We start from the raw sequence: 17920 nt of genomic DNA, 5'->3' as shown, positions 1-17920 counted from the left end.
CACCGTGCATCAACGTGGCGCTTCATTTGTGGGAGCTGGCTTGCCGGCGATGGCCGCGTAGCGGCCCCTGAATCACAAGCCGCCCTCAAGGTCGCCATACAGGCGCTCGACCTGGGCCCGCGCATCGGTCGCCGAGGCCAGGGCTTGCAGGTACAAGCCCCGCGCCTCGATCAGCGTGCGCTGGGCATCGAGCACATCGAGGAAGGCGAACTTGCCCATCTCGAAGCCGCGGGTGGCGGTATCTACCGCTTGCTGCGCCGAGGGCAGGATGGTGCGGTCGTAGGCCTGCACTTCCTGCATGGCCGTGGCCCATTGGCTGAGGGCGCTTCGGGTCTCGCTGCGCAAGCGCAACTCAACGGCATTGCGCAGGTCACGGGCCTGGTCGGCACGTCGCGCGGCCACCAGCACGTTGCCTTGGTTACGGTCGAACAACGGCAGCGGCATCGACAGCCCGACCACGTTGACTCGCTCGCGATCCTCGCGGCTGTATTGGCTGCCGAGGCTGACGGTGAGGTCGGGTATGCGCTGAGCCTTTTCAGAGCCCAACGACGCTTCGCCGCGCTCAACCTGCGCCGCCGCCAAGCGCCACTCGGCGGTCTGTTCGACCCTCGCCAGCAAGTCCTCGGCCGCAGGCGGGGCACCCGGCGACAAATCAGTGGCCAGCAGGCGGTCGAAGCGTGCCACCGGGCTGCCCGTCAACCGCGCCAAGGCCTGATAAGCCACACTGCGCTGTGAGGCGGCGCGGCGTACTTGCGCCTGCGCCTGGGCCAGTTGCACCTGGGCCCGCGTGGCCTCCACCGGCGAAGACTGGCCGGCCGTGACGCGCCCCTGTATCACCCGCAGCCCGCGCTCCGTCAGTGACTGGGACTGTTGCGCCAGCTCCAGCGCCGTCTGCGCACGCAGGGCAGCGTGAAAGGCCTGCACCACATCGGCGCGCAAGCCATTGCGCTGGCGTTCCAGGTCAAGCTGGGCGATGGTCTGGCCGGCACCGGCCACGGCGATGCGCGCTCCCCGCTTGCCGCCCAGCTCCAGTGGCTGGCTCAGGGTGACCGTGGTGGTGCGCGTCTCGCTGCGGGTGTCCTCGACTTCCCAGGACAGCTCCGGGTTAGGTATCAACCCCGCTTGGCGCCGCTCGCCTTCGGCAATGCCGATTTCACGGCCCGCGGCAGCAAGTTCTGGGTTTTGCGCAAAGGCAGCGCTAAGCGCTTCGGGCAGGCTCAGGCTGCCACTGGCCTGGGCACTGCCAGTGGCCGCCAGTAACAGGCAAAGCAAGGCGATCTTGCGGGGGATGGCACGGGTGCAGGGCACGAAACAGGTCCTCGTCGGCGAGCGTTGGCGAGGGACTGTAGGGCGGCGTGCTTATCGGGGCGGTGGCGTGAACATTACAATGCTGTAATCAGCGGGGGCGGCATTGGCGCAAAACGTCCGGTTATCGCCCACTTTCCCGTCCAAGTCCGTTCGCGCAATTGACGAAACTAACCAGGTGGTACAAAGATAAACGCATCCAAAAACAACAAAGCGATGCCTTTCATGAAGCCCCTTATTCTTGTGCTGAACGGCCCTAACTTGAACATGCTGGGCACCCGAGAGCCCACACAGTATGGCCATGAAACCCTTGCTGACTTGGCCCAAGGCTGCGCAGACAGCGCCCTTGCCAAAGGCCTGGAAATCGAATTCCGCCAGACCAACCACGAAGGCGAACTGATCGACTGGATCCACGCTGCCCGTGGCCGCTGTGCTGGCATCCTGATCAACCCGGGCGCCTGGACCCACACCTCCGTGGCCATCCGCGACGCCCTGGTGGCCAGTGAACTGCCCGTCATCGAGGTGCACCTGTCCAACGTGCACAAACGCGAGCCCTTCCGCCACCTGTCGTTCGTCTCGTCGATTGCCGTCGGCGTGATCTGCGGGCTGGGCAGCCATGGCTACCGCCTGGCCCTGAGCCACTTCGCGGAAATGTTCCAGGAGCAGACCGCATGAGCCAACAGGCCATCCTCGCCGGCCTCATCGGCCGCGGCATCCAGCTGTCGCGCACCCCTGCGCTGCATGAGCATGAAGGTGACGCGCAATCCCTGCGTTACCTGTATCGCCTGATTGATGCCGATCAATTGCAGCTAGACGACAGCGCCCTGCCCGGCCTGCTCGATGCCGCACAGCACACCGGGTTCACCGGGCTCAACATCACCTACCCGTTCAAACAGGCGATTCTGCCGCTGCTCGACGAGCTGTCGGATGAAGCCCGAGGGATTGGCGCGGTGAACACCGTGGTGCTCAAGGACGGCAAGCGCGTCGGCCACAATACCGACTGCCTGGGCTTCGCCGAAGGCCTGCGCCGCGGCCTGCCAGATGTGGCACGCCGGCAAGTGGTGCAAATGGGCGCTGGTGGCGCAGGCTCGGCCGTGGCCCATGCGCTGCTGGGCGAAGGGGTCGAACGGCTGGTGCTGTTCGAAGTCGACACGGCACGGGCACAAGCGCTGGTCGACAACCTCAACGGGCATTTCGGTGCCGGCCGTGCGGTGCTCGGCACTGACCTGCGCGCAGCATTGGCCGAGGCGGACGGGCTGGTCAACACCACGCCTGTGGGCATGGCCAAGCTGCCGGGGACGCCGCTGCCGGTGGAGCTGCTGCATGAACAGTTGTGGGTGGCAGAGATCATCTACTTCCCGCTGGAGACCGAACTGTTGCGCGCCGCGCGGGCATTGGGTTGCCGCACGCTGGATGGCAGCAACATGGCCGTGTTCCAGGCGGTCAAGGCGTTCGAGCTGTTCAGTGGGCGCGAAGCCGATGCGGCGCGGATGCAGGCACATTTTGCCAGTTTTAGCTGAGTCGGCACCGGCCCTTTCGCGGGCTTGCCCCGCGAAAGGGCCGGCACAGGCGCATCAACCCTTTTCATCCAGCAAGGCCTTCAACACCTGTTCCTGCCCGGCATAATCCCCCTCGCCAAAATGCACGTGGCGCACCTGCCCTGTGCGGTCGACAAAATAATGCGCCGGCCAGAACTGGTTACCCCAGGCATTCCACACCCGGTGATCGTTGTCCACCGCCACCGGGTACCCGATCCCCAGCGCAGCTACCTTGTCGCGCAAGGTCGCGACGTCATGCTCGTAGTCATACTCTGGCGTGTGCACGCCCACCACTACCAGCCCCTGGTCGGCGTAACGCCGTGCCCAGTCATTCACATGCGGCAGGCTGCGCTGGCAGTTGATGCAGTCCCAGGTCCAGAAGTCCACCAGCACCACCTTGCCTTTGAGCGCCGGCGCATCCAGTGGCGGCGAATTCAACCACTGGCTGGCCCCCGCCAGCGACGGCATGGCGCCGTAACTGTCGCGGGCCTCAAGATAGCCCGCCAGGCCCAGGCCTGTCAGGGCCAGCGCAATGCCGCCCACCTTCAACATCAGGCGGCGATCAATTCTCATGGCAACCGCCGGTGGCGTACGAGCGGTATTCCACACTCCGATGCTGACCTTTGGAATCGAGGTAGTCCATGCGGGTGTTGACCAGGCCGCAGGTGTTGCCCTGATCATCCTGCAGCGACAGGACTTTCTTCACATCCAGATGATCACCGTAGCGGTACTGCATCACACTGGCATCGTTCATCGCGGTGGTGGCGGCCTGAGCGGCAATGGCGCCGAAACTGAACACGGCAAACAGGCTGACGCTGGCGAAGGCTTTGAGGTTCATGGCAACTCTCCTGTGTAACGCTTTAAGTGGGGAGGGTTGCTCCCCGGTCGAGAGCCATTACACGGCCGCCAGGTATCCCGTATGTGTCACCCGAGCCTGTGATCTGCTTCCTCCTGTATCTCTGCCAACGCCAGATACACTGCAATACAAAACCCCGCAGGCAAGCGCGATAACGCTCGGTACACTGCGCCAACCCCACCCCATACAGGAACGCTGCGCATGGAACACGTCGATCACATCCTGATCGTCGACGACGACCGCGAGATCCGCGAACTGGTCGGCAACTACCTGAAGAAGAACGGCCTGCGGACCAGCATCGTTGCCGATGGCCGGCAGATGCGCGCCTTTCTCGAAGCCAATAGCGTCGATCTGATCGTCCTCGACATCATGATGCCCGGCGACGATGGCCTGTTGCTGTGCCGTGAACTGCGCGCCGGCAAGCACCGCAATACCCCTGTATTGATGCTGACCGCACGCAACGACGAAACCGACCGCATCATCGGCCTGGAGATGGGCGCCGACGACTACCTGACCAAACCGTTCTCCGCCCGCGAACTGCTGGCCCGCATCAACGCCGTACTGCGCCGCACGCGCATGCTGCCGCCGAACCTGACCATCAGTGAAAGCAGCCGCCTGCTGGCCTTCGGCCAATGGCGCCTGGACACCACCGCACGCCACCTGCTCGACAGTGAAGACACCCTGGTGGCCCTGAGCGGCGCCGAGTACCGGCTGCTGCGGGTATTCCTCGACCACCCGCAACGTGTGCTCAGCCGCGAGCAACTGCTCAACCTCACCCAGGGCCGCGAGGCGGACATCTTCGACCGCTCCATCGACCTGCTGGTCAGCCGCCTGCGCCAGCGCCTGGGTGATGACGCCCGCGAACCCAGCTGCATCAAGACTGTGCGTAGCGAAGGCTACGTGTTCTCGCTGCCGGTGCAATTGCTCGAGTCGCCCTCATGAAATGGCCACGCACCCTGGCCTCGCGCTTGGCATTGATCTTCTTCACAGGGCTGGTCCTGGCCTATGGGTTGTCGTTCGGCCTGCAAGCCTACGAGCGTTACATCAGCAGCCGCTCGATGATGCTCAGCAACTTGGAACAGGACGTTGCTACTTCCGTCGCCATCCTCGACCGCCTGCCCGCCGACGAACGTGCCGCCTGGCTGCCGCGCCTGGAGCGGCGCACCTACCGCTACCACCTTGACCAGGGCCAGGATGGCCAGGCGATGCCGACCAGCGACCCGCCCATGGCCGCCGAGTCGATCGTCAAAGCCATCGGCAACGACTACCGCCTGACCTTCCAAGAGATCCCCGGCCCCAATGCGCATTTTCAGGCGCACTTGAGCCTGGCCGATGGCGCGCCTCTGACCATCGACGTTACCCCCACCCCCGTGCCGATTGCCCGCTGGCTGCCGGTGGTTTTGCTGATCCAGCTGGCTGTGCTGTTGCTGTGCACTTGGCTGGCCGTGCGCTTGGCCATCGGCCCGCTCACCCGCTTGTCGCAGGCCGTGGACAACCTCGACCCGGACAAACCCGGTGTGCAACTGGACGAAAGCGGCCCGCGCGAGGTGAAGTACGCTGCCGTTGCCTTCAATGCCTTGCAGGCGCGCATCGCGGCCTACCTTAAGGAGCGCATGCAGTTGCTGGCGGCGATTTCGCACGACCTGCAAACCCCCATCACCCGCATGAAGTTGCGGGTCGAAGTGATGGACGATGGGGTCGAGAAAGACAAGCTGTGGCATGACTTGGATGCCATGGAGCACCTGGTACGCGAAGGTGTGGCCTATGCCCGCAGCATGGACATCAATACCGAAGCCCCGTGCCGAATCAACCTGGATGCCTTCCTCGACAGCCTGGTGTTCGACTACCAGGACAGCGGCGCCCAGGTCGAACGCCATGGCAACGCCGACGGCCTGCTGGAAACCCGCCCGCATGCGCTGCGCAGGGTGTTGGTCAACCTGGTGGACAACGCCTTGAAGTTCGCGGGTAAAGCACAACTGGAGGTCAGCCGTGAACAAGGTTGCACCCGGATTCGGATACTCGATGACGGCCCGGGGATTCCGGAAGACGAGCTCAATGAAGTGCTCAAGCCTTTCTACCGGGTAGAAAGTTCGCGTAACCGCAGTACCGGAGGCACCGGCTTGGGGCTGGCGATCGCGCAGCAACTGACCCAGGCCATGGGTGGGCGCTTGACCCTGAGCAATCGCCAAGGTGGCGGGTTGTGTGCACAGATCGAGTTGAAGTGAGTGCCACCGGCATGTCGCCTCTCCAGGTCTTACGCGGGATAGGGATGCCGCCTTACGCAACCGATTGCTACAGTCCGATACACACTGTCGCCTCCGCCGACACACTGTCGATACGCCACCGCTCCACACTCCCGGCCACACATTGGCACGCCAGGAGTTAAACCGATGACACGTCCAAACATAACGGCATTTACCCACCCCTTCAGCCACATTGACCGGATCGGAAGCTGGAGCGCCGACGTGCCGCTGCGGCTGTTCCTGGCCTGGGAGTTTTTCGAGTCTGGTCTGGAAAAATACAACGGCACCAACTGGTTCGGCGACCTGCAGTCCAGCTTCCCCTTCCCGTTCAGCGCACTGCCAGCAGCGCTGAACTGGCAACTGTCGATGTGGGCCGAGCTGGTGCTGCCTTTACTGCTGTTGCTTGGCCTGGGCACACGGCTGGCCTCGGCCGGGCTCATGGTCATCACTGTGGTGGCCATTGCTGCGGTGCACTGGCCGGCGCAGTGGTCGAGCCTGGCGGAGCTGGCGCAGGGTTATGCCATCACCGACCAGGGTTTCGGCAACTTCAAGTTGCCGCTGATCTACCTGGTGGCACTGCTGCCACTGCTGCTCAAGGGCGCAGGCCGCTTGAGCCTTGACCACTGGCTCAACGCGCGGCTCGCAGCCAGGGCATGACGCGTAAATAGCAACGGGCTCGGGGCCAGTAGGCGCCGAGCCCGTTTTTTTTCTCAGGCTGTACCGATGATAATGCCTTGCGCGCGCAGGCTTTCCAGCAGTGCCAAGCCTTGCTCCTGATCCCCACCCACTGCGTGGAGCCGCGCCAGCCCAGTACCATTCTTCTCTGTGAGCAAGCGGTAAGCCAGAGGTGCAAGGCGAGCGAAACGCACTTGCAGTCCGGCGTCGCGGTAGACCAGCAGCAAGGTGGGCAGTTCAGGCGCCTCCTGTGGTTGATAATCCAGGCCAATACGGTCAACCGGCCAACGGTATGCCAATACCCTGGCCGTGCACGACAGCAGCGGCTCCCCTTGTAGCAGGTCACCCTGTGGGTCATGGGCCGGGTCTTCGGCATCGCTGAGGTACAGCTGGGCCTCGATCCACTCGTAGTGGGCAAGTTCCAGCTGCCACGGGGCATCCAGCTCGATGCCCTGAAGGTAGTCGATGAAAGCTTCGGCGATCTCGGTGAACAAGGGTGTCTGGCTGCGGTAGTTGGCATAAAAATCATGCACGCGGGCATGCCAGCGCAGCTCGCCCAAGGTTTGCCGCAGCACCGGAAAGCTGCCTGCCAGCAGGCCTTCGATGGCGCTATAGAACAGCTCACGGTAAACCTTCAGCCGGCGTGCCTCGATGCCAGGCGGTGGGGCATGCCGCTGCGGATCTCGCAGATGCCGAGCCAGCGAGAACTGCTGTTCACGCAATAATTCGCTCATGCGACACCTCCCGCTGCAGCGTGCGAATGCGGTCAGTCTCTTCGAGCAGTTCGGCCAAGGGCGGGTAATTGAAGTCTCGCTCGAGCGTTGTCGGCTGCGCGCCAAAACGCTTGCAGGCCATCGCGAACAACGACCAGACATCCTCCTTAACGGGTGCGCCGTGGGTATCCACCTTGAGGTCCGGGGCCCCGTCGTAATGACCCGCCACATGCATGCCGACGACGCGTTCCGGCGGCAGCCCCTGAAGGAAGACCTGCGCATCGTAGCCATGGTTGCAGGCGTTGACGAACACGTTGTTGACGTCCAGAAGCAGGTCGCAGCCGGCCTCGTCGAGCACGGCGCGGATGAAATCCAGCTCGCTCATCGCCTGGTAGGGCGCCGCGTAATAGCTGATGTTTTCCACGGCAATACGCCGTTGCAAGTGGTCCTGGGCTTGACGAATCCTGGCGGCGACGTGATGCACAGCCTCTTGCGTGAAGGGGATCGGCATCAGGTCGTAGAGGTGGCCGTCATCGCTGCAATAGCTCAGGTGCTCGCTGTACAGGCGTACCTGATGGCGATCGAGAAAGCGCCGGGTCTGGTCCAGCAAACCCCGGTCCAGCGGCAGGCTGCCGCCCAAGGACAAGGACAGCCCATGGCAGGCCAGCGCAAACCGTTCGGTCAATTGCGCCAGGCCTTGCCCATAGGCGCCTCCGACCCCAATCCAGTTTTCTGGCGCGCACTCCAGAAAATCCACGGCACCGTCATCCAGCGTAAGCAATTCAGCCATCAGGCCACGGCGCAGGCCAAGGCCGACAAGCAAGGGGGTGGTCGTCATCGATAAGTCTCCACAACACGCAAAACGCCCCGCCTGAACAGCAGGAGGGGCGTTGTGTCATTCCAAGGGGTTAACTCAGGACTTACCGGTCACTTCGCTGGACGAGGCTTCTGCTGCCTTGCCAGCGCCGCCACATTTACCTTCACCGCACTTGCCTTCGCCATGGCTGGCCTTCTTGTCGCCACCGCTCTTGCCCTCACCCTGCGCAGCCTTGCCGCTGCCACCGCACTTGCCTTCACCGCATTTACCTTCGCCAGGCACCTTGGCCGACGCCAGTTGATACCCCTGGGACAGCGGCTCGACAGCGAACGCGCTGCTGCCAAAGGCCATGCTGCCGATCAGGGCGGCGCCAAGCAGGCCGAGAGTGTTGCGTGCATGAGTCATGGTGTAGCTCCACTGTGGTTGGAAAGTGGAGCCATTAGGCCGGGCGGGTGTGTCGGGGTTGTATCGCCGAAATCGGCATTTTGTACATGAATAGGTCTGAAGGCTTGCAGGATACAGTGTGATACAGAGCACCCGCCCCTGCGGCCAGTGGCGGGTGAAGGCTGTCAATCTTCCAGCGGCTTGGGCGGTGCTGCGGGTTTGGCAGGTTTAACGGGTTTGGCCGGTTTGCTGTCCTTGCCCTTGGTTTCAGGTGCCACCGCGACAGGCTCTGGCGCAGTCACGGCCTTCTCGCTCGCCGGCAACTCATCGACCGCCTTGAGGATGGCCTGCGGGTCGATCGGCTCGCCCGTGGCGTCATCCTTGAGCATGTGCCGTTCACCGTCCTTGCCCACCAGGATCACCTTGGTACCCGCGCTCGCGCCAAGCTTGAGTTCGCGGATCAGGGCCATGGTGGTCTGCTGCTCGAGGTTCTTGTCCTCGCGCTTGCCGACCATCTTGGCAACGCTGTACAGCACCAGGCTGCGCTCCTTGAAGGCTTTCTGAGTTTCCGGGTCTTCCAAGGCTTTGTTCAACCCACGTAATGTCGGGTCGGCAGAACTGGGGGCAATGATCACCAGAGGCCGTGCCTTGCCCAGCTCCTTGGCCAATGGAGCGTCGCTGTCGGCGGCGAACAGTGGGCCGGTGACGGCGAGCAAGGTAGCGAGGGTCAGTGACCGGACGAGCATACACATCTCCTTAATGTCTCGATAAACCAATGACTACAGATCACGGAGAAAAATCCGACCTGGAGCCTAAACCACTTCAAAAGCTGCGTGGCGAAGGAAAAGTAACTGACAATTTCCAGCCATGTGTCAGATCAGGATGACGGACTTTGCCGAAAAGGCCGCCTCCTGACTGAGCATAGCCCAAAGCCACTGCTGGCAAGGCTGCGCTACGCCACACACGCGGTGTTGTTACACGTCGATGCCAGCGCCCGGAGGCCCAGCCTCCAATGCCGCCAGCGTCATGTCGAGCATCAACCCGCGCCGGGCAGCGCGCTGCGCGGCAAGAATCGCATCCGACTCAGCCTGCCTGGCCTCGTCAGTCAACGCCTCATCGTCGAGCACGCGATCAAGGCGGCGCCGGAACGGCCTGTCCACTTGCGCGAAGCGTTCAGGGTGAGCACGTTCCAGGTGCCCCTGCCAGAACGTTCGGTCCACCAGTGAACGCGCGATTTCCTCTTGCGTTTCGGCCTCGAGCACTTGCGCTTGCGCCCGTGCAAGGTGCGCCTCAGTGACCCCTGCCAGGGGGCGAAAGCTCATGTCGACTACTGCAATGGGCAAGTTCAGGCGATCGCGCAACCCGAGGCGATAGGCAAGCCCCACTTCGCTTTCATCCGGATTGCCGCCGCGATTCAGGATGTCCAGCACAGCCAGCCGGTCGACTTCATCCAAGCGCCACAAACGCCGCCCCAATGTAAGCAAGGCGTGCTCGGTATTACCTGGGTCATCGGTCCGGGCGCGCCACACCAGCACGTTCAGTTCAAGGTTGCTGAGGCACCAGGTCGCGCCGTCTTGGCAACCCCACTCGTCGTTGGCGATGTCCATCAAGGCTTCGCGCAGGGCCGGCTCCCGGGCCATCGCCTGCAGCACGGCCAGTACCCGCTGGGCGAGGGCTTCGGCATTGATGTGAAAATCTGCGGACTGCAGCAACTGCTGCAGGACGCGAAAGAAGCGATCAGCAGGCTCACCTATGTCTACCGACTCCCAAGCCGCCATCAGCAGGCCCCGATAACGCGGCCCGACAGCATCCCCCCAAACGGCACGGGCATGCTCGAGTTGTTCGTAAAGCAACACCTCGTCCGTCGGCATGGCCGGCCCCATCAGCGCCGCCTGCAGGCGAATCAGCTCGGCGTTCTCCAACGGGTTACCGGCCAACCTGATGCGCCGCCGAAAGCCAGGTGCCAGTTGATAGAACCACTCTGGAATCCGCGTGAGGCGGTTCTCGCGCATGTCCATGTAAACCAGGCTTGAGCGGTTGTCCACGCCGTGCGGAAACTGCGTCAGCCCCGTATTGCGCAAGTTCAGCCAGCGAAGAGCGGTGAGCCCGCTCAACGTGAAGGCGCGCCCCAATGGGTTATGAGACAGGTCGAGGTACTCGAGGGTCGTGCAACTTGCCAAGGTAGCGGCCTGGCTGATGTTCAACACGATCTGATTGTTGGTCAGGGTCAACTGACGCAAGTGCTGCATCTGCAGCAACGGCTGCGGCAAGCGGGTCAGTAAATTCCCCCCCAGGTCTAGCAATCGCGCATGGGGAAAAGCGAGCAGAAAACTCGCAGGAATTTCCCGCAGCTCCATGCGTAGCAGTGATACATCGGAAACATGAGCAAAGCTGACCTGTGCCGGCATTTCCGGCAGCTCCCCAGGCCGCATGTTGTACAGGACCATCCGGTAGTTGTGGTCGGTGTCGAGGTGGGTTTGCCCTGCGTCGGTGGTGCGCCGCCAGCAATCGAGCAACGTGTTTCGCATGCAGGTACGGTCTTCCCTCACCGCACCTTGAGCCTCCCCGACCCACCCTTCCAAGGTGTTGCGCAGCACCCTGTACTCTGCACGCAATTGGGCCAATACCGCTTCTACCTGGCGCCCCGAGCGCCGTACATTGTCGGTCCATGTCGCCACCTGCTCGTCACTGAACGAGGGAAACAGGTCACGCACCGACGCTGCCAGTGCCCGCTCTGGCCTACCTGGCCCCCCTGAGTTACGGCCGCCCAAGGGGTAACCCAGGCGGCCATCGGCCAAACGCAGGGGTGAGCGGAACATCCCGCGGGGCTGCACACCCAATAACCCTTCAAGCTCGGTGCGACGTCGCAGAGCCTCACGCGCCAGCACAACCCTGAGGTTATGGGCGAAGGGTTCCCCTACCTGCATCGACTCACGCTGGGACGGTGAATAGGCTGCGGCCATCACCTCGAACAATTCGCCTGCCTCGCCTTGCGGCACCGCTTGAGCATCGAGCAATTGGAACGTGCCCGCGTGGTGCAGCATATCGAATGCCTGCCCGCCGTCCTCGGTCGATGCCAGCAGCGGCCCACCGCGATGGCCTTCGAACAAGCGCCAACGCACGCCTTGGCCAGTGCCAGGCAAGTGCTTGAGCAGCCCGAGTACGGCACGCGCCAGGTCGGCATTCTGTGGGGTATTCAGGCTCAACGCTTCAAGGACCCTGACCTTGCGAATGGTCGCCACAGCCCGCCTGGCCGCCTCGGCCAAGTTCAATGGCACGCGGCCACTTTGCAGCAACCGCCGTCGGTCATCCCCATTGGCCGCCGTCAGCAGCGCCTGCGCGGCCCGCGAGTGCAACCCCGGAAACACATTGCGCAGCAGGGCACTGCCCGGGCTGTCGGTGACCTGCACGGCGTCATACACATGCCCCAATAAAAGTCGCCGCTGGGCCCAGGCGAGCTCGGCCAGCTGCGGGTCCGAAGCACCGGCTGCACCCGGCAAGCGCTGGGCATGCTGCAACACGGTGGCATCCTCGACCGGCTCGCCCGCCCGCAAGCAGCTGATCACCTGGCGGATCCGTTGATCGATCCTGCAACGCTCGGCGCTGTCGAGCATGCCGGCCTCGGGCGCACGCCCATACACATGCAGGGCCCGCAGGTGATCCGCACCCAGGTCATGAAAGCCCAGCACCTGGTCGATCTGCTCGTCCGTCATGCTGTCCAACGGCGTGCCAAGGCGGCGGAACATGCGGTGGGTGTCGTCCCATTGCGCAGGTTGCTCGCTCCAGACCCGCCAGGCGCCAGCACCGTTGTGACGCAGCGCAGGCCCATTGCCGCTGCGCGGACGAAGCTGCCATTGGCCCTCGCTGCCGGGGTCGACCACAGGGTAGTGGTGGCCGTCCATTTCGATCCAGGCCTGCCCGGCGCGGCGTCGAATCCCCAAGGCATCCTGCGTAGCCGCAGGTCCCGGCGCGACGCTGCGGTATGGTGCCAGGTCCTGCTGCCAAAGCTTGCTGCTACCGTCCTCCAGCTGGGCAGGCAGCATCGCATCGACCACGGCAGAACGCGCCCACAACCGCCGCGCCACCGTAACGCCCGCCACCGTCGCTGCAATCACCGCAAGGTCAGTGGCGACGTGGGTCAAATGGTCGAGTGCCTCCTGCGCATCACCCGCCTGCAAGGCCTCAATGCCATGGTAAACCTCGCCCAGCAACTCCCAGACAGTCACCGCGAGCATGACCAGGCCCAGGCCCGGGACAAAAAACGACGCCAGGTTCAGCAGCAGCCAGCCTTCTGCAGCCAGGCGCTCGTCATGGGCACGCTGGACATCGCGGTCGAGCCGCGCCACCGGCACCGCGATCATTGCCGCATCCTCTTTGATCTGGCGGATACGCGACTGTGCGAGGCTGTTGAACAGCGGTGACGGGTAGGCCTGCAAACGGGGGGCGAGGTCATAACTTGCCCAGGCCGGCAGGTCATCAAAAACGGGCGTTACCGTGGCGAAGAACGCCTGGCTGTCGCGCCTGAGCACGAAGCGGCTGAAGAATCGCTGATACGTCTTGACGCGCAAGCGGTGGCCCAGTTCACGGTTGAGGTCACTGAGGCTGCCAAATGCACTCCAGGGTGCCACCGGGTCACCCGGTACATACATCAGCAAACGCCGCGTGGTGTTGAACAAGGGGCCTTGATCGATCACCTCCAGCACCACCACTTGCTCAAGCGCATACCCGAGCAGCTTCAGCTGCTTGGCCACCACCAGGTCACCTGCCAGGCGCAGCAGCTTGCCCTCGAGGCACATGCCCACCAGCAATTTCAGCTCGCTGGTATCCAGCAGATTGTCTTGCCGGGCCTTGTAGCCGTCCACCAGCATGGCGTAGCGCACGGCATCGACCAGCAGCGACTCGATGCGTTTTTCGTCATTGGCCGGTTTCAGGATGCTGTCCAGATGCTGCTGGTACCCCTGCCCCAGGTCGAGCTCGCGGCACAGCGCAGCAAAGGCGATGGCGGTGGGCGGCTTGCGCGCACCCGAGCGCGGTACCAGCAGCCGGTTACCCGCCGGCTGGCCGCCTGCGCTGGCCTGTTCGGCGGTAAAGTTGCGCAGTGCCACCTCAAGCAGTGGTTTTTCGTCGTATACCACTTCTGTGAGGTGAGCCCCCACCGGCTGGGCGTTGATCACCGGTTCACGGCGCCCTTCGAGGAACTTCAACCGGTGCAGGTTGTAGGTCACCCCGTAACGCTCGCTGAGCGCCTTCTCCAGCCTGGAGGCGACGAAGCCATCGATGCCTTCGATGCGCGTCAGCAACGTGCCCAGTTGCTGACGGCTTTCAAGGCTCTTGGCCAAGGCGTGGCTGATCGCAGGCAGTTGATCAATGGGCGCCTGTCGCAACCAACGGGGCAGACGCTTGCCGATGAAACCATCCTGAAACGCGTCGCTGTCGTGCTGCAGCGTGTCGGGGCGGACGACGGCATTGCCCCCAGCCTGATCCTCTGGCGATTGTGTAGTGCCCATGCGCAAAGCCTCTTCTGAGTAAAGAGGCCAGCCTAGGCAGCCGCAGTTTATCGAGGCGCTAGATAGGTAATGCCTGTGCTCAGAACAGCTGTAGCTGGCGGCCGGTCAACGCCGCGAAATCATCCCCGACAAAGGGCAGAATGGCGTCGGCCACCGGTTGCAGTTGGCGGCTCAGGTAATGCTCGTAATCGATGGGCGCCTGTAGGCTTTCCAAGGGTTCAGGGCCGGCCGTGGTGATCAGGTAGCTGATCCAGCCGCCGTTCTGGTACTGCCGGGGTCGGCCAAGGCGGCTGTTGTACTCATCGGCCAGGCGCGCGGCGCGTACATGCGGCGGCACGTTGCGCTGGTAATCGGCCAGCGGACGACGCAAGCGCTTGCGGTACACCATCAACTCATCGAGTTCGCCGGCCAGGGTCTGCTGCACGTACTGGCGCACATAGTCGCGGTACGGTTGGCCACGGAAGATCCGCCCGTAAAGCGCCTGCTGAAATTCCCGAGCCAGCGGCGACCAGTCGGTGCGTACCGACTCCAGGCCTTTGTAGATCATCTCCTCGCTGCCGTCGGCGCGCTGCACCAGCCCTGCGTAGCGCTTCTTGCTGCCTTCTTCGGTACCGCGGATGGTCGGCATCAGGAAGCGTCGGTAATGGGTTTCGAACTGCAGCTCCAGGGCGCTCTCCAGGCCCATCGAATCGCTCAAGTGCCGGCGCCACCAATGGTTGACCTCGGCCACCAGCTCGCGGCCAATGCACGCGGCAGCGTCCTCGTCATGGGCACCCTTGAGCCAGACGAAGGTGGAATCGGTATCGCCATAGATCACATCGAAACCGCGGGCTTCGATCAGTTCGCGGGTCTGGCGCATGATCTGGTGCCCGCGCATGGTAATCGACGATGCCAGGCGCGGGTCGAAGAAGCGGCAGCCACTTGAGCCCAGCACCCCGTAGAAGGCATTCATGATGATTTTGAGGGCCTGCGACAGCGGCGCGTTGCCCGCGCGCTTGGCCGCCTCCCTGCCCTGCCATACCCGCTCGACGATGGCCGGCAGGCAGTGCTGGCTGCGCGAAAAGCGCCCGCCGCGAAAACCTTCGACCGCGTGCTGCGGGTCGGGCTGACGCAAGCCTTCGACAAGGCCTACCGGGTCGATCAGGAAGGTACGGATGATCGAGGGGTACAGGCTCTTGTAGTCCAGCACCAGCACCGAATCGTAGAGGCCAGGGCGCGAATCCATGACAAAACCGCCGGGGCTGGCTTCGTCCGGGCGGCTGCCGAGGTTGGGCGCGACAAAGCCCAAACGGTGCATCTGCGGCATGTACAAATGGCAGAACGCGGCCACCGAGCCACCGCTTCGGTCCACGGCCAAGCCGGTGACCGAGGCGCGCTCAAGCAGGAACTCGAGCAGCCGGGTGTGGGCGAAGATGCGCGTGACCAGTTCGCAGTCCTTGAGGTTGTAGCGCGCCAGCGACGGTTTGTCTTCGGCGAACATGCGGTTGATCTCATCCATGCGCTGGTATGGCGTGCTGATCGCCTTGCCCTCGCCCAGCAGCGTTTGGGCAACGCTCTCCAGGCTGAACGACGGGAAGCTCCAGGTTGCCGAACGCAAGGCTTCGATGCCGTCGATCAGCAAGCGCCCAGGGGCATCGGCGAACACGTGGCCGCCGCTGGCGTGAGCGCGCAAGGTCATGGGCGCGCCGTTGCGGCCCAGGGCCAAAGGCACCTGCAGGTGCTTGGCATGTTCGTGCAACAGGCGCAAGTCGAACTGCACCAGGTTCCAGCCGATGATCGCATCCGGGTCGTGCCGGGCCATCCACTGGTTAAGGCAATCGAGCAGCGCGGCAGGGTCGTCGCAGTACTGCAGGTCGAAGTCCACCGCGCTGCTGTCGCCGTTGGCCGGGCCGAGCATGTACACCTGGCGCTGGCCGCAGCCTTCGAGGGCGATGCTGTACAGCGCGCCGCGCTCGCTGGTTTCGATATCCAGCGACACCAGGCGCAGCGGCGGTCGGTAGTCTGGCAGTGGCTTGAGCTGGGCGTCGCAGAGCACGCCGTGGGCGTCTGGCTGGCCGGTGAACTGCACCGGGGCCGTGATGAAGCGCTCCATCAGGTAGCGCTCGGGGGGGCGGATATCGGCTTCGTACACCTCGACGCCGGCGTTGCGCAGGCGTTGTTCCAGTTGCATCAACTGGCGATGCTGGCGGCAGTACAAGCCCAGCACCGGGCGCTGATCGAAGTCGCGCAGTTGCAAGGGCTTAAGCTCGACACCCGGCTCGTTGGCCAGCAGCACGCGGGCATGTTCGGCCTGCGCCTGCGCGATGAACGCCACCGAGACTTGCGGCGCCAGGCGCAGCTGGCGCGGGCCCTGGTCCGTCGCCAGCCAGAACTCCACGCACGTGCCTTCGGGTGAGTCATGCCAATGCCGGGTCAGGACAAAGCCCTGCTGCAATTCCACCGCGTCGACCTCTGATCGTCTGTTGTGCCGTAAGTGACGATTCTACCCTGTGCAGGGCAATCCAGGGCTGCCATATCCGGCGTTGCCCTCAGATCCGACTTGGCCTCTGTAGGAGCAGCCTTGTGCTGCGAAGAGGCCGGTAAACCTAGCAGAGTCGCATGGGCAGGACTGGCCTCTTCGCAGCACAAGGCTGCTCCTACAACGACCGCGTAGGCCTGGGAAACTATCGCGAGCCGGCCTTGAACCCGCCACGGCGCCCTGCCCAGGCCAGCAGCCACGCCAGGCCAATCAATACCAGCGCCACGGGGCCAAACCAGGCCACTCCCGCCCCGGTCAGCAGCAACCCACCGATAATCCCGCCCAAGGCAATGGCGCTGTTCCATACCGTCACCAGCATCGACTGCGCCACGTCACCGCCCTCGCCCGCTGCATCTGCGCAGGCCGTCTGCAACAGTGTTGGCGCGCCGCCGTAGGTCACACCCCACAGCGCGATGCTCAGGTACAGGGCCCACGAGGACGCCTGCCCCAGCACCAGCGTGGCCACGGCAAAACCGGCCAGGCTGAGCAGCACCAACGTGCGCAGGTGCCGATCGACCAACAGCCCAACCAGGCCGATGCCCGCCAGCGCCGACAAGCCGAACACCATCAACACCTGGCCGATTTCGGCGGCCATCCCGGCCGCCGCCAGCAACGGCACGATATAGGTATAGAGAATGTTGTGGCCGAGGATCCAGGTCATGATCACCATCAGCACCAATGCCACGCCAGGTGTGCGCAGCACCTGCAGCGCCGCCGGTCGCTTGCCGGCTGCCTGCCCCGGGTAGTCCGGCACGGCGCGCAACACCCAGACGACCAGCAGCAGCGCCACCACAGTGACCACGACAAACGTGGCCCGCCACCCCAGCAGTGCCCCCAGCCAGGTGCCGATGGGCAAGCCGAGGGACAAAGCTATCGGCTGGCCGAGCATGGCCACCGCCATCGCCCGCCCCTGCAAGGCCACCGGCACCATGCGCCGGGCATGGCCGGCAATCAAGCCCCAGGCCAAGCCGGCCGCGGCACCGGTGAAAAAGCGCAGCACCAGGGTTAGGGCATTGGACGACGACAAGGCCGTCAACCCGTTGAACAACACGAAGCCACCAATCGCCAGCAGTAATGCACGGCGGCGATACCAGCCTTGGGTCAGGGTCACCAGCGGAATGGCCGTCAGCAGCGAGCCCAATGCATACGCCGTGACCCACTGCCCGGCCATCGCCTGGCTGATCGCCATGCCGCCGGCGATCTGGTCCAGCAGGCCGGCAGGCAGGGTTTCACTGAGGATGGCGATGAAGCCGGTCATCGCCAGGGCCAGCAGGCCGCTCAAGGGTAAGCGCTCGGCGCTGTCACCCAGTAGCGGTGCGGAAGAAGTCTGGGACATTGCAGGATGCCTTGAAGTGGTGATCGAG

Annotated in this window: 14 protein-coding genes and 1 pseudogene; 5 read left to right on the top strand and 10 right to left on the bottom strand. The window is 63.8% G+C overall.

Features of this window, described 5'->3' with window-relative positions; all coding sequences use genetic code 11:
• Positions 1-72: 72 nt before the first annotated feature.
• Positions 73-1308 carry a TolC family protein gene (locus LOY53_RS09420; protein ID WP_258703905.1) on the bottom strand — a complete coding sequence of 412 codons (1236 nt, stop codon included), beginning with the start codon at positions 1306-1308 and terminating at the stop codon, positions 73-75.
• 222 nt (positions 1309-1530) lie between these two features.
• Here LOY53_RS09420 and aroQ point away from each other — a divergent pair, with 222 nt between their 5' ends.
• Both aroQ and LOY53_RS09410 read left to right on the top strand, forming a co-directional pair.
• Positions 1531-1980, top strand: coding sequence for a type II 3-dehydroquinate dehydratase (gene aroQ / locus LOY53_RS09415; protein ID WP_027593852.1), 450 nt, complete (start codon positions 1531-1533; stop codon positions 1978-1980).
• Complete coding sequence (locus LOY53_RS09410; RefSeq protein WP_258703904.1) at positions 1977-2825, top strand: shikimate dehydrogenase; 849 nt, start codon at positions 1977-1979, stop codon at positions 2823-2825. Before aroQ ends, LOY53_RS09410 begins: the two co-directional genes overlap by 4 nt.
• 54 nt (positions 2826-2879) lie before the next feature.
• Here LOY53_RS09410 and LOY53_RS09405 read toward each other — a convergent pair whose 3' ends face one another.
• Positions 2880-3395 carry a thioredoxin family protein gene (locus LOY53_RS09405; RefSeq protein WP_085273255.1) on the bottom strand — a complete coding sequence of 172 codons (516 nt, stop codon included), beginning with the start codon at positions 3393-3395 and terminating at the stop codon, positions 2880-2882.
• 10 nt (positions 3396-3405) lie between these two features.
• Entirely contained in the window at positions 3406-3681 is a 276-nt protein-coding gene (locus tag LOY53_RS09400; RefSeq protein WP_258703903.1) for a DUF2790 domain-containing protein, read from the bottom strand.
• A 219-nt stretch (positions 3682-3900) separates the two neighbouring features.
• Here LOY53_RS09400 and LOY53_RS09395 point away from each other — a divergent pair, with 219 nt between their 5' ends.
• The 3 genes from LOY53_RS09395 to LOY53_RS09385 all read left to right on the top strand — a co-directional run bounded on the left by LOY53_RS09395 (position 3901) and on the right by LOY53_RS09385 (position 6599).
• Positions 3901-4641 carry a response regulator gene (locus tag LOY53_RS09395; protein ID WP_027593856.1) on the top strand — a complete coding sequence of 247 codons (741 nt, stop codon included), beginning with the start codon at positions 3901-3903 and terminating at the stop codon, positions 4639-4641.
• Positions 4638-5924 (top strand): HAMP domain-containing sensor histidine kinase, encoded by a 1287-nt coding sequence (locus tag LOY53_RS09390; RefSeq protein ID WP_258703902.1) that lies wholly within the window; start codon positions 4638-4640, stop codon positions 5922-5924. Before LOY53_RS09395 ends, LOY53_RS09390 begins: the two co-directional genes overlap by 4 nt.
• 165 nt (positions 5925-6089) lie before the next feature.
• Positions 6090-6599 (top strand): DoxX family protein, encoded by a 510-nt coding sequence (locus LOY53_RS09385; RefSeq protein WP_252827348.1) that lies wholly within the window; start codon positions 6090-6092, stop codon positions 6597-6599.
• Positions 6600-6652: 53 nt separating this feature from the next.
• On the opposite strand, the gene LOY53_RS09380 is transcribed toward LOY53_RS09385, so the two are convergent.
• The 7 genes and pseudogenes from LOY53_RS09380 to LOY53_RS09350 form a co-directional block, all read right to left on the bottom strand.
• The gene (locus LOY53_RS09380) at positions 6653-7351 is read right to left on the bottom strand and encodes a DUF2063 domain-containing protein (RefSeq protein WP_252827347.1); all 699 of its coding nucleotides are present in this window, start codon (positions 7349-7351) and stop codon (positions 6653-6655) included.
• Entirely contained in the window at positions 7332-8168 is an 837-nt protein-coding gene (locus LOY53_RS09375; RefSeq protein ID WP_252827346.1) for a DUF692 domain-containing protein, read from the bottom strand. The genes LOY53_RS09380 and LOY53_RS09375 overlap by 20 nt, the downstream gene beginning before the upstream one ends.
• 93 nt (positions 8169-8261) lie before the next feature.
• A pseudogene (locus LOY53_RS09370) lies at positions 8262-8552 on the bottom strand (EF-hand domain-containing protein); the annotation flags it as partial.
• A gap of 164 nt (positions 8553-8716) precedes the next feature.
• Positions 8717-9277: a DUF4174 domain-containing protein gene (locus LOY53_RS09365; protein ID WP_258703901.1), complete on the bottom strand. Its 561-nt coding sequence runs from the start codon at positions 9275-9277 to the stop codon at positions 8717-8719.
• 228 nt (positions 9278-9505) lie between these two features.
• Positions 9506-14038, bottom strand: coding sequence for an NEL-type E3 ubiquitin ligase domain-containing protein (locus LOY53_RS09360; protein WP_258703900.1), 4533 nt, complete (start codon positions 14036-14038; stop codon positions 9506-9508).
• Between the two features lie 79 nt (positions 14039-14117).
• Positions 14118-16478, bottom strand: a complete 2361-nt coding sequence (locus LOY53_RS09355; RefSeq protein WP_258703899.1) for a DNA polymerase II — start codon at positions 16476-16478, stop codon at positions 14118-14120.
• A gap of 223 nt (positions 16479-16701) precedes the next feature.
• Positions 16702-17892, bottom strand: a complete 1191-nt coding sequence (locus LOY53_RS09350; protein ID WP_252827343.1) for an MFS transporter — start codon at positions 17890-17892, stop codon at positions 16702-16704.
• Positions 17893-17920 lie beyond the last annotated feature (28 nt).

The sequence above is a fragment of the Pseudomonas sp. B21-031 genome, assembly GCF_024748985.1.
Taxonomy (GTDB): domain Bacteria; phylum Pseudomonadota; class Gammaproteobacteria; order Pseudomonadales; family Pseudomonadaceae; genus Aquipseudomonas; species Aquipseudomonas kermanshahensis.
This window is presented reverse-complemented; position numbering and strand designations above follow the sequence as displayed.